The organism is Pseudomonas sp. SORT22 (assembly GCF_018417635.1).
Lineage (GTDB): Bacteria > Pseudomonadota > Gammaproteobacteria > Pseudomonadales > Pseudomonadaceae > Aquipseudomonas.
Window position 1 is genome coordinate 4,916,224 of record NZ_CP071007.1, and the last position, 14,456, is coordinate 4,930,679.

Annotated in this window: 15 protein-coding genes; 8 read left to right on the plus strand and 7 right to left on the minus strand. The window is 63.6% G+C overall.

Going from position 1 to position 14,456, the window contains the following annotated elements:
- Positions 1-19: 19 nt before the first annotated feature.
- The 3 genes from mreD to mreB form a co-directional block, all read right to left on the minus strand.
- The gene (gene mreD, locus JYG36_RS22530) at positions 20-508 is read right to left on the minus strand and encodes a rod shape-determining protein MreD (protein WP_045196310.1); all 489 of its coding nucleotides are present in this window, start codon (positions 506-508) and stop codon (positions 20-22) included.
- Positions 508-1,527, minus strand: coding sequence for a rod shape-determining protein MreC (gene mreC / locus JYG36_RS22535; protein WP_502937494.1), 1,020 nt, complete (start codon positions 1,525-1,527; stop codon positions 508-510). The genes mreD and mreC overlap by 1 nt, the downstream gene beginning before the upstream one ends.
- A 215-nt stretch (positions 1,528-1,742) precedes the next feature.
- Positions 1,743-2,780 carry a rod shape-determining protein MreB gene (gene mreB, locus JYG36_RS22540; protein ID WP_008371426.1) on the minus strand — a complete coding sequence of 346 codons (1,038 nt, stop codon included), beginning with the start codon at positions 2,778-2,780 and terminating at the stop codon, positions 1,743-1,745.
- Between the two features lie 202 nt (positions 2,781-2,982).
- Here mreB and gatC point away from each other — a divergent pair, with 202 nt between their 5' ends.
- From gatC to JYG36_RS22570, 6 genes are all read left to right on the plus strand, one after another.
- On the plus strand, positions 2,983-3,270 hold the full coding sequence (gene gatC, locus JYG36_RS22545) for an Asp-tRNA(Asn)/Glu-tRNA(Gln) amidotransferase subunit GatC (RefSeq protein WP_045196305.1): 288 nt from the start codon (positions 2,983-2,985) through the stop codon (positions 3,268-3,270).
- A 16-nt stretch (positions 3,271-3,286) separates the two neighbouring features.
- Positions 3,287-4,738: an Asp-tRNA(Asn)/Glu-tRNA(Gln) amidotransferase subunit GatA gene (gene gatA / locus JYG36_RS22550; RefSeq protein WP_213602337.1), complete on the plus strand. Its 1,452-nt coding sequence runs from the start codon at positions 3,287-3,289 to the stop codon at positions 4,736-4,738.
- Between the two features lie 11 nt (positions 4,739-4,749).
- On the plus strand, positions 4,750-6,195 hold the full coding sequence (gatB, locus tag JYG36_RS22555) for an Asp-tRNA(Asn)/Glu-tRNA(Gln) amidotransferase subunit GatB (protein ID WP_045196301.1): 1,446 nt from the start codon (positions 4,750-4,752) through the stop codon (positions 6,193-6,195).
- An 85-nt stretch (positions 6,196-6,280) separates the two neighbouring features.
- A complete protein-coding gene (locus JYG36_RS22560; RefSeq protein WP_093388150.1) occupies positions 6,281-6,652 on the plus strand; it encodes a septal ring lytic transglycosylase RlpA family protein in 372 nt (123 codons plus the stop codon).
- A gap of 62 nt (positions 6,653-6,714) precedes the next feature.
- Positions 6,715-7,758 (plus strand): calcium/sodium antiporter, encoded by a 1,044-nt coding sequence (locus tag JYG36_RS22565; protein WP_045196297.1) that lies wholly within the window; start codon positions 6,715-6,717, stop codon positions 7,756-7,758.
- 10 nt (positions 7,759-7,768) lie between these two features.
- Complete coding sequence (locus JYG36_RS22570; RefSeq protein ID WP_045196295.1) at positions 7,769-8,146, plus strand: carboxymuconolactone decarboxylase family protein; 378 nt, start codon at positions 7,769-7,771, stop codon at positions 8,144-8,146.
- 22 nt (positions 8,147-8,168) lie between these two features.
- Here the strand turns inward: JYG36_RS22570 and JYG36_RS22575 are convergent, their stop codons facing one another.
- A complete protein-coding gene (locus tag JYG36_RS22575; RefSeq protein ID WP_045196293.1) occupies positions 8,169-9,542 on the minus strand; it encodes an amino acid permease in 1,374 nt (457 codons plus the stop codon).
- A gap of 52 nt (positions 9,543-9,594) precedes the next feature.
- Positions 9,595-10,536: an AEC family transporter gene (locus tag JYG36_RS22580; RefSeq protein ID WP_093388147.1), complete on the minus strand. Its 942-nt coding sequence runs from the start codon at positions 10,534-10,536 to the stop codon at positions 9,595-9,597.
- Between the two features lie 182 nt (positions 10,537-10,718).
- On the opposite strand from JYG36_RS22580, the gene JYG36_RS22585 reads away from it, so the two are divergent.
- Together JYG36_RS22585 and JYG36_RS22590 are read left to right on the plus strand one after the other, a co-directional pair.
- Positions 10,719-12,359, plus strand: a complete 1,641-nt coding sequence (locus tag JYG36_RS22585; RefSeq protein WP_213602340.1) for a phospholipase — start codon at positions 10,719-10,721, stop codon at positions 12,357-12,359.
- Positions 12,360-12,373: 14 nt separating this feature from the next.
- Positions 12,374-12,565 (plus strand): hypothetical protein, encoded by a 192-nt coding sequence (locus JYG36_RS22590; protein WP_213602342.1) that lies wholly within the window; start codon positions 12,374-12,376, stop codon positions 12,563-12,565.
- A 59-nt stretch (positions 12,566-12,624) separates the two neighbouring features.
- Here the strand turns inward: JYG36_RS22590 and JYG36_RS22595 are convergent, their stop codons facing one another.
- Both JYG36_RS22595 and JYG36_RS22600 read right to left on the minus strand, forming a co-directional pair.
- On the minus strand, positions 12,625-13,185 hold the full coding sequence (locus tag JYG36_RS22595) for a response regulator transcription factor (RefSeq protein WP_010223415.1): 561 nt from the start codon (positions 13,183-13,185) through the stop codon (positions 12,625-12,627).
- Positions 13,185-14,441 (minus strand): ATP-binding protein, encoded by a 1,257-nt coding sequence (locus JYG36_RS22600; protein ID WP_045196284.1) that lies wholly within the window; start codon positions 14,439-14,441, stop codon positions 13,185-13,187. The genes JYG36_RS22595 and JYG36_RS22600 overlap by 1 nt, the downstream gene beginning before the upstream one ends.
- Positions 14,442-14,456 lie beyond the last annotated feature (15 nt).

The following is a 14,456-nucleotide window of genomic DNA, read 5'->3' on the forward strand; positions in this document are numbered from 1 at the left end:
CAGCGTTGAATGTGAGTGCTCAGTTGATGCTCAGGCGTCGGCGCAGACCACGCAGGCCATAGCTGATCCACGGCCAGAGCAAGGCGCTGATGACCGCCGACCAGATCAGCGCCAGGGTCGGCAAGCGGTTGCCGGTCAGGGCGCTGAGCCACAGCTGGATCAACTGGGCCAGGCCGAAAATCACCAGGATCACCAGGCTCTGCTGCCACATCGGGAACATCCGCAGGCGCTGTTGCAACGACAGCACCAGGAAAGTGATCAGGGTCAGCACCAGGGCGTTCTGCCCCAGCAAGGTGCCATACAGCACATCCTCAGCCAGGCCGAGGACGAATGCAGTGGTCATCCCGACCCGGTGCGGCACGGCCAGGGTCCAGAAGGCCAGCAACAGGGCCAGCCACATCGGCCGGAACACTTCGGCGAACTGCGGCATGGGCGACACGCTGAGCAGCATGCCGATCAGAAAGCTCAGCCAGATGACCCAGCCATTACGGCTGCGGGTGCTTACCATCAGTGTCTCTCCCGGGTAATGACTGGCGCGCCGGGAACCGCAGCAGGGGCTGCGGGGGCTGCCGTGGCGGGCGGATGGGCACTGGTTGCCGGTGCGGCTGGCGTCGTGGCAGCCGGCGCCGGGGTGGCCGCAGCCGGTGCAGCCGGGGCGCTGCCAGGCGCAGGCGCGGCCGCCGAAGCGGGCAGGCCCTGGCGATCAGCCTCTTCCTGGGCAATCGCGGCATCGCTGGCACGTTGCTCGGGCGAGCGGCTATCGGTGAACACCAGCAGCAAGTAACGGCTGCGGTTGAGCGCAGCGGTCGGAATCGCCCGGACAATGGCAAACGGCTGGCCTGAGTCGTGGATCACTTCCTTGACCGTGGCCACCGGGTAACCGGCCGGGAAGCGCTGGCCGAGGCCGGAGCTGACCAGCAGGTCGCCTTCCTTGATGTCGGCGGTGTCGGCTACATGGCGCAGTTCGAGGCGCTCGGGGTTGCCGGTACCGCTGGCAATTGCCCGCAAGCCGTTGCGGTTGACCTGCACCGGAATGCTATGAGTGGTGTCGGTCAGCAGCAGTACCCGCGAGGTGTAGGGCATCAGTTCGACCACCTGGCCCATCAGGCCACGCGCGTCGAGCACCGGCTGACCGAGGACCACGCCATCGCGCTCGCCCTTGTTGATCAGGATCCGGTGAGTGAAAGGATTGGGATCGACGCCGATCAGCTCAGCAACTTCGACCTTCTCGTTGACCAGCGCCGAGGAGTTGAGCAACTCGCGCAGGCGCACGTTCTGCTCGGTCAGGGCCGCCAGCTTCTGCAGGCGACCTTGCAGGAGCAAGGCTTCGGTCTTGAGTTTTTCGTTTTCAGCGGCGAGTTCGGTACGGCTGCCAAACTGGCTGGCAACCCCCTGCCACACGCGCTGGGGCAGATCGGTAACCAGGTAGGACGGCATCAGCACCAGGCCCATCTGGCTACGCATTGGCTTGAGCAGGGTGAAGCGCGCGTCGACCACCATCAGGGTGATCGACAGCACAACCAGCACGAGCAGGCGTACGCCCAGCGAAGGGCCCTTGGCGAAAAGCGGTTTAATGGGCCGCTCCTCGTGGACGACGATTCAAGAGGTCATTCATACGGCAACGCACCGGCCTGCTTGCGGATTGACGGAAAACGACGCCCACACGGACGTCAGCCCAGCACATACAGGTAGCACTGTGGGCACTACCTGTAAACCGGGCGGCGTGAACTGCGGGCTCCGGCTTATTCGCTGGAGAGCAGGTCCATGGTGTGTTTGTCCATCATTTCCAGGGCACGGCCACCACCGCGAGCTACGCAGGTCAGCGGGTCTTCGGCGACGATTACCGGCAGGCCGGTTTCCTGTGCCAGCAGCTTGTCGAGGTCGCGCAGCAGGGCGCCACCACCGGTCAGCACCAGGCCACGCTCGGCGATGTCCGAAGCCAGCTCCGGCGGCGACTGCTCCAGGGCGCTCTTGACCGCCTGGACGATGGTCGCCAGGGATTCCTGCAACGCTTCCAGCACTTCGTTGGAGTTCAGGGTGAAGGCACGTGGCACGCCCTCGGCCAGGTTGCGGCCGCGGACATCGACTTCACGAACTTCGCCACCCGGATAGGCGGTACCGATTTCCTGCTTGATGCGCTCGGCGGTGGACTCACCGATCAGGCTGCCGTAGTTGCGGCGCACGTAGGTGACGATGGCTTCGTCGAAACGGTCGCCACCGACTCGTACGGATTCGGCGTAGACCACACCGTTCAAGGAGATCAGCGCGATTTCAGTGGTACCACCACCGATATCGACGACCATCGAACCGCGGGCTTCCTCGACCGGCAGGCCGGCACCGATGGCGGCGGCCATTGGCTCTTCGATCAGGAACACTTCACGGGCACCGGCGCCCAGCGCCGACTCACGAATGGCCCGGCGCTCGACCTGGGTCGATTTGCACGGCACGCAGATCAGTACCCGCGGGCTTGGCTGCAGGAAGCTGTTTTCGTGAACCTTGTTGATGAAGTACTGCAGCATTTTTTCGCAAACGCTGAAATCGGCGATCACGCCGTCTTTCATCGGACGAATGGCAGCAATGTTGCCAGGCGTACGGCCCAGCATGCGCTTTGCCTCGGTACCGACAGCGACGACACTTTTCTGGTTGCCGTGAGTACGAATGGCCACAACCGATGGCTCATTCAGGACGATACCGCGCTCACGCACGTAAATAAGGGTGTTGGCAGTGCCCAGGTCGATGGAAAGATCGCTGGAAAACATGCCACGCAGTTTCTTGAACATGGGAAAGTGACCCTAGGCAACGCGTGGGTAAAAAAGTGCGGCAAACTCTAACAACGGCGGGGATTTTGGGCAAGGCACCAATATGTTAAATTGGCGGTTTTTCCGAGCAAGCCTGCACATGATCGCGGCCTTATGACCGTAATACTGCCAGCATGTTCCTCATCGCGGAGCAAATCCGTTTCTGTTTTCCCAGGAGATCCCCATGGCGCTTGAACGCTGCGACGTGGAAAAGATCGCTCATTTGGCCCGACTGGGCCTGAATGAAGCCGATCTGCCACGCACTACCGATGCCCTGAACAGTATTCTGGGACTGGTCGACCAGATGCAAGCGGTCGACACCACTGGCATCGAGCCACTGGCCCACCCTCTGGAAGCCACCCAGCGCCTGCGCGCCGACGTGGTAACAGAAAGTAACCATCGCGACAGCTACCAGGCCATCGCCCCGGCGACGGAAAACGGCCTGTACCTGGTTCCGAAAGTCATCGAGTAAGGGAATAGAGCCTGCCATGCATCAACTGACCCTGGCCGAGATCGCCCGCGGACTCGCCGACAAGAAGTTTTCTTCCGAAGAGCTGACCCGCGCCCTGTTGGCGCGCATCAACCTGCTCGACCCGCAAATCAACAGCTTCATCAGCGTCACCGAAGACCTGGCCATCAGCCAGGCCCGGGCCGCCGACGCCCGCCGCGCCGCCGGCGAGAGCGGCGCCCTGCTCGGTGCACCGATCGGCCACAAGGACCTGTTCTGCACCCAGGGCATCCGCACCAGTTGCGGCTCGAAGATGCTCGACAACTTCAAGGCGCCGTACGACGCCACCGTGGTCAGCAAGCTGGCCGAAGCTGGCGCCGTGACCCTGGGCAAGACCAACATGGACGAATTCGCCATGGGTTCGGCCAACGAGAGCAGCTACTACGGCGCGGTGAAAAACCCGTGGAACCTCGAACACGTGCCGGGCGGTTCGTCTGGTGGCTCGGCGGCCGCGGTTGCCGCGCGCCTGCTGCCTGGCGCCACCGCTACCGACACCGGTGGTTCGATCCGACAGCCGGCAGCGCTGACCAGCCTGACCGGGCTGAAACCGACCTACGGTCGGGTTTCGCGCTGGGGCATGATTGCCTACGCCTCAAGCCTCGACCAGGCCGGCCCGCTGGCCCGCACTGCCGAAGACTGCGCGCTGCTGCTGCAAGGCATGGCCGGTTTCGACGCCAAGGACTCCACCAGCATCGACGAACCGGTGCCGGACTACAGCGCCAGCCTCAACGCCTCGCTCCAGGGCCTGCGCATCGGCCTGCCGAAGGAATACTTCGGTGCCGGCCTCGACCCGCGCATCGCCGACCTGGTCCAGGCCAGCGTCAAGGAGCTGGAAAAGCTCGGCGCGGTGGTCAAGGAAATCAGCCTGCCGAACATGCAGCACGCCATCCCGGCCTACTACGTGATCGCCCCGGCGGAGGCCTCGTCCAACCTGTCGCGTTTCGACGGTGTACGTTTCGGCTACCGCTGCGAGAGCCCGGTCGACCTCACCGACCTGTACAAGCGCTCCCGCGGCGAAGGCTTCGGCCCTGAAGTACAGCGCCGGATCATGGTCGGGGCCTACGCCCTGTCAGCCGGTTACTACGATGCCTACTACCTGCAGGCACAGAAAATCCGCCGCCTGATCAAGAACGACTTCATGGCGGCGTTCAACGACGTCGACGTGATCCTCGGCCCGACCACGCCAAACCCGGCCTGGAAGATCGGCGCCAAGAACAACGACCCGGTCGCCGAGTACCTGGAAGACTTCTACACCATCACCGCCAACCTCGCCGGCGTGCCAGGTCTGTCGATGCCGGCCGGTTTCGTCGATGGTCTGCCGGTTGGCGTGCAGCTGCTGGCACCGTATTTCCACGAAGGCCGCCTGCTCAACGTCGCGCACCGCTACCAGCAAGTGACTGACTGGCACACTCGCGCACCTAACGGCTTCTGAGGGATCACCACATGCAATGGGAAGTTGTCATCGGGCTGGAGATTCACACCCAGCTCGCCACCCAGTCGAAGATTTTCTCCGGCAGCGCCACCACTTTCGGCTCCGAGCCGAACACCCAGGCCAGCCTGATCGATCTGGGCATGCCCGGCGTACTGCCGGTGCTCAACCAGGAAGCGGTGCGCATGGCCTGCATGTTCGGCCTGGCCATCGATGCCGAGATCGGCCAGCACAACGTGTTCGCGCGCAAGAACTACTTCTACCCCGACCTGCCCAAGGGCTACCAGATCAGCCAGATGGAACTGCCGATCGTCGGCAAGGGCCACCTGGACATCGCCCTCGAAGACGGCACGGTCAAGCGCGTCGGCATCACCCGTGCGCACCTTGAAGAAGACGCCGGCAAGAGCCTGCACGAAGACTTCAGCGGCTCCACCGGCATCGACCTCAACCGCGCCGGCACCCCGCTGCTGGAGATCGTCTCCGAGCCGGACATGCGCAACGCCAAGGAGGCCGTGGCCTACGTCAAGGCCATCCACGCCCTGGTGCGCTACCTGGGCATCTGCGACGGCAACATGGCCGAAGGCTCGCTGCGTTGCGACTGCAACGTCTCGGTACGCCCCAAGGGCCAGGCCGAGTTCGGTACCCGCTGCGAGATCAAGAACGTCAACTCGTTCCGCTTCATCGAGCGCGCGATCAACACCGAAGTGCAGCGCCAGATCGAGCTGATCGAAGACGGCGGCCGGGTCATCCAGGAAACCCGCCTGTACGATCCGAACAAGGACGAGACCCGCTCCATGCGCAGCAAGGAGGAAGCCAACGACTACCGTTACTTCCCCGACCCGGACCTGCTGCCGGTGGTCATCGAAAGCGCCTTCCTTGAAGAGGTGCGCGCCACCTTGCCGGAACTGCCACCGCAAAAGCGTGAGCGCTTCCAGAGCCAGTTCGGCCTTTCGGCCTATGACGCCAACGTCCTGGCGACCAGCCGCGAACAGGCCGACTACTTTGAACAAGTGGTCGGTGTGTGCGGCGACGCCAAGCTTGCCGCCAACTGGGTCATGGTCGAGCTGGGCAGCCTGCTGAACAAGCTGGGCCTGGAAATCGACCAGTCGCCGGTCACTGCCGAGCACCTGGGCGGCATGCTCAAGCGCATCCTCGACAACACCATCAGCGGCAAGATTGCCAAGGTGGTGTTCGAGAAGATGGCCGCCGGCGACGGCGATGCCGACCAGATCATCGAAGCCGAGGGCCTCAAGCAGGTCACCGACAGCGGTGCGATCGAGAAGGTCCTGGACGAAGTGCTGGCCGCCAACGCCGAGCAGGTCGAGCAATACCGCGCTGCGGATGAAGCCAAGCGCGGCAAGATGTTCGGCTTCTTCGTCGGCCAGGCCATGAAAGCCTCCAAAGGCAAGGCCAACCCGCAGCAAGTGAACCAATTGCTCAAGAGCAAGCTCGAAGGGTAATCGCGTCGCCTGCTAAATCGCGGGTCAAGTCGGGGCGCCGCACCGACTTGACCCGCGATGGCCACCCTACGGAGCATCTGCATACATGTGGCGTCCCCTCAGCGCACTCGCGCTTTTCACCCTGCTGGCCGGCTGCGCCAGCCACGATATCGACCCCCGCGGTTACGACAAGACCGGCACCGCCTCCTATTACGGCTCCCGTCACCACGGTAAGCGCACCGCCAGTGGCGAGCCTTTCAACCAGCACGGCATGACCGCCGCCCACCGCAGCCTGCCCTTCGGCACGCGGGTCAAGGTCACCAACCTCAACAACGAACGCAGCGTCGTGGTGCGCATCAACGACCGCGGCCCGCATACCCGTGGCCGGCTGATCGACCTGTCGCGCGCCGCCGCGGATAAACTCGGGATGATCCGTAGCGGAACCGCGCGCGTACGGGTACAAAGTCTCAGCGATTGACCTGACCCCGGAGCCCGACCATTTTCGACCTGGCCGCTTTACCCACTTTCAGCCTGCTGCAGTTGAGCATCGGCCTGCTGTTGCTGATCGCCGGCGCCGAACTGCTGGTGCGCGCCGCCCTGCGCCTGGCCGCCAGCCTGCAAGTGCGGCCATTGATCATCGGCCTGAGCCTAGTGGCATTCGGCAGCAGCGCGCCGCAACTGACCGTCAGCCTGCAGGCGGCCTACACCGGCGCGCCGGATGTCGCGGTCGGCAGCGTGATCGGCAGTAACATCTTCAACATTCTCGTGACCCTGGGCCTGGCCGCGCTGATCATCCCGCTGCGGGTCTCGCGCCAGCTGGTTCGCCTGGATATCCCGCTGATGATCGCCGCGAGCCTGGCGGTGTACCTGCTGGCCTTCAACGAACTGCTCGGGCGCCTGGAAGGAGCCCTGCTGCTGTGTGGCCTGTTCGGCTACCTGGCGATCCTCTGGCACCAGTCCCGCCACCACGCGCGCACCTACCCGTCCCCCGGACCGCGCCCGCAGCGTGGCGGCCGGTTCTGGCTCGGTAGTGTGCTGCTGATGCTGGCCGGGCTTGGCCTGCTCAGCCTGGCCGGTCATCTGCTGCTGGAGGCAGCGGTAGAGGTGGCGCAAGACCTGGGCCTGTCAGAGCGGGTCATCGGCCTGACTGTGGTCGCGGTCTGCACCTCGCTACCGGAACTGGCCACCTCGCTGATCGCCGCCCTGCGTGGCGAGCGGGAGATCGCCGTGGGCAACGTGATCGGCAGCAACCTGTTCAACCTGCTGGCGGTGCTCGGCCTGACCGCGTTGGTCGCCCCCGAGCCGCTGTCGATCTCGCCCAATGCCCTGGCCTTCGACCTGCCGGTGATGCTCGGGGTCGCGGTGCTGGCGCTGCCGGTGTTCTACTCCGGTTACCGGGTGACCCGCGCCGAAGGGCTGGTGTTCCTCTGCCTGTATCTGGCTTATGGTCTGCATGTGGTGGCCTTCACCACCGGCATGCCGCTGGCCAGCCGACTTGAAAAACTGATGCTGTTCTACGCATTGCCAGCACTGGGGGCGTTGCTGCTGTACACCACCCTGCGTGCCTGGCGCCGCCAACACTAAGGAAAACAACATGGGCGACAACAACAAATCCGGCGAACAGGTTCGCCGCCAGGTCATGGGCGATGCCTTCGTCGATCGCGCTTTGAGCAATGCCACCGACTTCAGCCAGCCGCTGCAGGACTTCGTCAACGAACATGCCTGGGGCAGCGTCTGGAGCCGCGAAGGCCTGCCGCTGAAAACCCGCAGCCTGATCACCCTCGCCGCCCTCACCGCACTCAAATGCCCGCAGGAGCTCAAGGGCCACGTGCGTGGCGCCCTGAACAACGGTTGTACGGTCGAGGAAATTCGCGAGGCGCTGCTGCACTGCGCGGTGTACGCCGGCGTGCCGGCAGCGGTCGATGCCTTTCGCGCCGCCCAGGAAGTGATCGACAGCTACCCGCAGAGCTGATCGATCACTTGCGCCAAGGCCGTCAGTTGCTGACGACGACGGCCTTCTGACTTTTCTTCTTCAGCCAGAACGCCACACCCAGGGTGGCGATCCAGGCCGGGATCAACATCACCGAAATGCGGATCGGCGGGGTCAGGTACATCACCACCAGAATCAGCCCGATGAACGCCAGGCACAGGTAGTTGGTCACCGGGTGGCCCCAGCTCTTGTAGAAGGTCGACTCGCCCGACGCCTGCTTGGCGCGGCGGAATTTAAGGTGGGTAATGCTGATGCTGGCCCAGTTGATCACCAGCGCCGAAACCGCCAGGGCCATCAGCAGGCCGAAGGCTTCGCCCGGCATCAGGTAGTTGATCAGCACGCACAAGCCGGTGGCCAGGGCAGAAACACCGAGGGCCGTCAGCGGCACGCCACGGCGGTTGACCTTGAGCAGCGCACGCGGCGCGTCACCCTGGCTGGCCAGACCGAACAGCATGCGGCTGTTGCAGTACACGCAGCTGTTGTACACCGACAGCGCGGCGGTCAGTACCACCACGTTGAGGATGGTCGCTACCAGGTTGCTGTCCAGGTTGTGGAAGATCATCACGAACGGGCTGCCGCCCTGCACCACCTTCTGCCACGGGTACAGCGACAGCAGCACCGCCAGGGCGCCGATGTAGAAAATCAGGATGCGATAGACCACCTGGTTGGTGGCACGCGGAATGCTGTGGCGCGGGTTGTCGGCTTCGGCAGCGGTGATACCGACCAATTCCAGGCCGCCGAAGGAGAACATGATCACCGCCATGGCCATCAGCAAACCGCTGAAGCCATTGGGGAAGAAGCCGCCGTACTGCCAGAGGTTGGCGACACTGGCGTCCGGCCCGCCATTGCCGCTGGCCAGCAGCCAGGCGCCAAAGCCGATCATGCTGACGATGGCGATGACCTTGACCAGGGCGAACCAGAACTCCATTTCGCCGTAGACCTTCACCTGGGTGAGGTTGATCAGGTTGATCACCACGAAGAAGATCGCCGCCGTCGCCCAGGTCGGGAAGTCCGGCCACCAGTACTGCACGTAGATACCCACGGCCGTCAGCTCGGCCATGCCGACCAGCACATAGACCACCCAGTAGTTCCAGCCGGAAACAAAACCGGCGAACTCGTTCCAGTAGCGGTGGGCAAAGTGGCTGAAGCTGCCGGCTACCGGCTCGTCGACCACCATCTCGCCCAGCTGGCGCATGATAAAGAACGCCATCAGGCCGGCAATCGCATACCCCAGCAGCACGGCCGGACCGGCCATCTGGATGGTCTGGGCAATACCCAGGAACAGGCCGGTACCGATGGCGCCACCCAGGGCAATCAACTGGATATGGCGATTCTTCAACCCGCGCTGTAATCGCTCTGGGGGGTTCTGTTCTTGCATGAAATGTCCTTGAAGGTGGAAGGCAGTGTTGGCTTTATTGTCGGCACAGAATCTAGATCCAGCCGCCCCACTGCAAGAGGAAAATGCCGATATTCGTGGTTATGGCGGCCATCAGCGTAGTAATTACGATGATCGAGGCGGCCAGTTCATGGTTACCGTTGGCCGCGCGGGCCATCACATAACTGGCCGCGGCGGTCGGGCTGCCGATGTACAGGAACAGGATACCCAGCTCCGCGCCGCGAAAGCCGCAAAGCCAGGCCGCCAGGGTGCCGATCACCGGCAACCAGATCATCTTCACCAGGCTGGCGCTGACCGCCAGGCCACCGCTTTCGCGCAGTGACGCCAGCGACAGGGTACCGCCAATGCAGATCAATGCCAGCGGCAGGGTCATCTGCGCCAGGTAATCACCGGAGGTCAGCAACCAGTTGGGCAGCGGCACTTGCCCGTAGGCCATGGGCGTGGCGAGCAGCACGCTGATGATCAGCGGGTTGCGCAGGATACTCTTGCAGATGCTCCAGGGGTCGGACTTCATGCTCGGGCTGTACACCGCCAGCACCACCGACGACAGCGAGTTGTACAGCAGTATCACCAGGCCGGCGAGGATCGCCCCCAGCGAAATGCCGTAATCGCCATACATGCTTGCCGCCAGTGCCAGGCCGATAACCCCGTTGTTGCCGCGAAAGCCGCCCTGGGTGTAGATGCCGCGGTCTTCACGCGGGCAGCGCCACAGGGCGAAGCCCCAGGCCAGGGCAAAACTGCCCAGGGTGGCGACCACGAAGAACACCAGCAGCCCGGGCTTGACCGCCGCCGTCAGGTCGGCGTGGTAGATCCCCAAAAACAGCAGAGCCGGCATGCACACGTTGAACACCAGCGACGAGGCGGTGTGGATGAAGCCATCGTTGATGGCCTTGATGCGTTTGAGCAGCACGCCCATGAACAGCATGGCGAACACCGGCGCCGTGATGTTCAGCGTCTGGATAAAGAGGGCGAGCATGCAGGGTGGTCCCGATGGCTGTCGTTAGGGGGCTAATGATACGTCAGCCACCGATTGATGAATCGTATTCCTGTGTAAGAAAAAAGAGTTGTTGACGTAGGAAATGGTTTGGATATGATCGAAACAACTGTACATACATACAGTTATTCAGGTAAATCCATGACATCTCAAAGGAGTTGAATATGTCAGGTATGCAAACTGGACTGCACGCCCAAAAGGCGCTCGCCACCACCGTGGTCGCCGACCTCGACGCCCTGTTCAGCGTCAGCGGCATCAACATTCCCGGCCCTGACGCCCGCCTGGTGCTGGTGCTCGACGGCCATCACACGATCAAATACCACCGCCTTGGCCTGGCGGCCAAACCGCCTGCCAGTGGCAAGCCGGTACTGCGCTTCGAAGGCGGCGAACACACCGCCATCGGCGACAACACCCTGCTGCGCTTCAGCCACGACAGCGCGCCGATCCCGGCCTGGAAAGTCGCCCTGCACCTGGCCAATGGCCTGAGCCTAAGCTACGGCCAGATCGTCGCCCTGGGTGGTGATTTCTATGGCATTCCCGAGCGGCCGATTGCCGATGGCGCCACAGCCGAAGAACGCGTTGAACGTTTTGCCGCCGCCTTTGATTCGCTGGCCGTGCTTCCCGCCTCCCGGGAAGAAGCCGGCAAGATCCTCGCGGTCATGCAGCGGGAAATCGCCGCCGCCAACCAGGCGATCAAAGACGGTCGCCAGCCTCATGAAGCCTACGACCAGTTGGGCGACACCCTCTCGGAAGAGTGGAACAAGATCACCGGCGGCGGCAGTTTCGTCTCGCCGATGTTCCCCCTGGGTCGCTATCTCAAGCTGGCCGCCAGCAACTGGGACCACTTCGGTGAATGGGCGCTGCTGGCGTATGTCGCCGGCCATACCGCCGCCTTGCGCCAGGCCGTGAAAGCTCGCGCCAGCGGCGATGACGGGCAGCTGGAACTGGCCTACGCGATGAACGCCTTCGCCGACCACTTCCTCACTGACCTGTTCTCCGCCGGCCACGTGCGGGTACCGCGCAAGGCGATCAAGGACAACGTCACCCCGGCCGATCTCGGCTCGCTGATCTCGCGCTTCATGCACGATGAAGACAGCAAGTACGGCCTGGTGCTGCGCAATGCCCAGGGCGATACCTGGCGCGGCTATGGCGACAAGCGCTACTTCGACAGCATCGACGTCGCCAACCGCAAACAGGTGGGCCTGGCGGTGCAGAAGTCTGCCGATGAGATCTTCCAGGCATTCGACACCGGCAACCTGCCGGCGCCGACAGCCTATGGTGCGCTGCGCATCGCCGCTGACTTGCAAGCTGCCGTGGAAGGACAGGTGCCAGGCAACTTCGCCCCACTGTTTACCCTGCGCAACGGCAAGCTGATGCGCCGCGCCGACGTCAACAACCTCAATGACCCGGCGCAGATCGACAACTGGTGGGGCTGGAGTACCTACCTGCTGCTCAAGGACTACAGCCCGAACAAACCCACCGGCTACCTCGATGCCCCTGCCAGCGCCCCGAGCATTCACGCCGACGGCTGGCAAACCCAGGTACCGAGCCAGCCCAACTGGCTGCCCGGCCATGCCGTGCGTTATGCGGTGAGCGTGGTCAACGGTTTCAACGAGTCCTACATTGGCCCGTGGAGCGACTACGCCGAACTGACCGAGCGTTTCCAACCGACCCTGACGGTGCCGCTGGATACCTCCGGCAAGTCGGTATCGCGCAATCTGTTCCGCCAGTTCCGCGGCGGCTCGCCGGAACTGATCGCCTCGCTGGATGCGGGCACCACGACCTATATCGATCAACAGCCGTGATAAGGAAATCACTCATGAGCATTACCCTGAACATTGAGCTGGCGTCGGGCCAGTCCCTCAAGGATGTACCCCTGGAGCTGCTGCGCGATGGCGTGGTGGTGGGTCGGGCCAAGCTGGCTGAAAGCGGCAAGGTGGTATTCGATGCCGCGCCCGGGGCCGGGCAACTGGCAGTGCGGGTGGATCGAACGATCCTCGGCGGCAAATAAATTGATCGCGGGGCAAGCCCGCTCCTACAGTAGGAGCGGGCTTGCCCCGCGATAGTCAATCAGCGCCGAACCGGGCGCTTTTGCAGCTTGCGCTGCAAGGTCCGCCGGTGCATGCCCAGGGCCCGGGCGGTGGCGGAGATATTGCCTTCATGTTCAGTCAGCACGCGCTGGATGTGTTCCCACTGCAGGCGGTCCACCGACATCGGGTTTTCCGGCACCAGGCTGTCGAGGTCGGCGTGCTCGGAAAGTAGCGCGGCCAGCACATCGTCGGCGTCGGCCGGCTTGCACAGGTAGTTGCAGGCACCGCGCTTGATCGCCTCGACCGCGGTGGCGATGCTCGAGTAACCGGTGAGGATCACCACGCGCATTTCCGGGTCCAGCTCCAGCAGCTTGGGCAACAGTACCAGGCCCGAATCGCCATCCATCTTCAGGTCCAGCGTGGCATAGTCCGGCACGTCGTCCTGGGCGATTTTCAGGCCCTCTTCGGCAGAACCTGCGGTGCTCACGCGAAAGCCGCGGCGACTCATGGCCCGGGCCATTACCCGGGTAAAGGTAGCGTCGTCGTCAACCAGCAGCAGGTGCGGCAGCTCTTCGCCTTCAACCTGGATTTCATCACTCATCACACATCTCCTCGCGCGTCACGCGGCAGGCGCAGCTCGGTGAGCGTACCGCCTTCTTCATGACTATAGAGTTTTACCGAGCCGCCAGCACGGGTCACGCTGGCCTTGCTCAAGAACAGGCCCAGGCCGAAGCCTTTGCCCTTGGTGGTAAAGAAGGGTTTGCCGATCGATTCGGCAATCGCTGCCGGCACGCCCGGGCCGTGGTCGCGGATACTGATCACCATGTCCTGAGCGTCCCAGTCCAGGCGCACTTCCAGGTCGTCCGGGCAAGCATCGGCGGCATTGTTCAACAGGTTCAGCAAGGCCTGGGTGAGGTCCGGCGGCGGCGCCAGGCGCGGCACATTGCCCTGGCCCAGGCGCTGGAAGCGGTAACTGGCCTCGGGGCGCATCAGGTGCCAGCGGTTGAGCGCTTCGTCGAGCCAGAAGGTCACTTCCTGGTTCTCGACCGCCAGGCGCCGGTTGGCTTCAGCAGCACGCACCAGGTTCTGCAGGGTCTCCTTGCACAGCTTGACCTGGTCCTGCAGCACCGCCAGGTCTTCCTGCAGCAGCGGGTCGCTGTGATCCTGGCGCATTTCCTTGATCAATACGCTCATGGTCGCCAGGGGCGTGCCCAGCTCATGGGCAGCACCAGCGGCCTGGGTAGCCACGGCCAGCAGTTGCTGGTCGCGCAGGCCCTCCTCTCGGCGTTCGGCGCGCAGTTGCTCCTGGCGGCGCAACTCTTCGGCCATCTTCGCGGCGAAGAAGGTAATCACCGCAGCTGCCAGGGCGATACTCAGCCACATGCCGTAGACCTGCATCTTCTCCCGGGCCATGGGGAAGGTCTCGAGCGGATAGAACTGCACCAGCAGCAAGCTGTAGGCGGCCAGGGCAATACCGGAGAGGATCAGCGAATAGACCCAGGGCAAGGTCACCGCGGCAATGGCCAGCGGCACCAGGTAATAGGACACGAAGGGGTTGGTCGAACCGCCCGAGTAATACAGCAAGGCACTGTGGATCAGCAGGTCACAGGCCAGCTGGAAGGCATATTCCAGCTCGGTGACCGGCAGGGTCAGGCGCAGGCGCAGGGCCGTGAACGCGCACAGCAGCATCGACAGGCCGAGGGTGATGACCAGCGACAGCCACGGCAGCGGCAGCAGTTCGGTCCAGTAAGCGACACCGACCGAGCCGGCCTGGGCGGCAAGCACCAGGATGCGGATGAAGGTCAGGCGCCAGAGGTTCTGACGGGTTGCAGACAGCATTTGTACGGGGGCGAGCATGAGCTCTCCTGATGA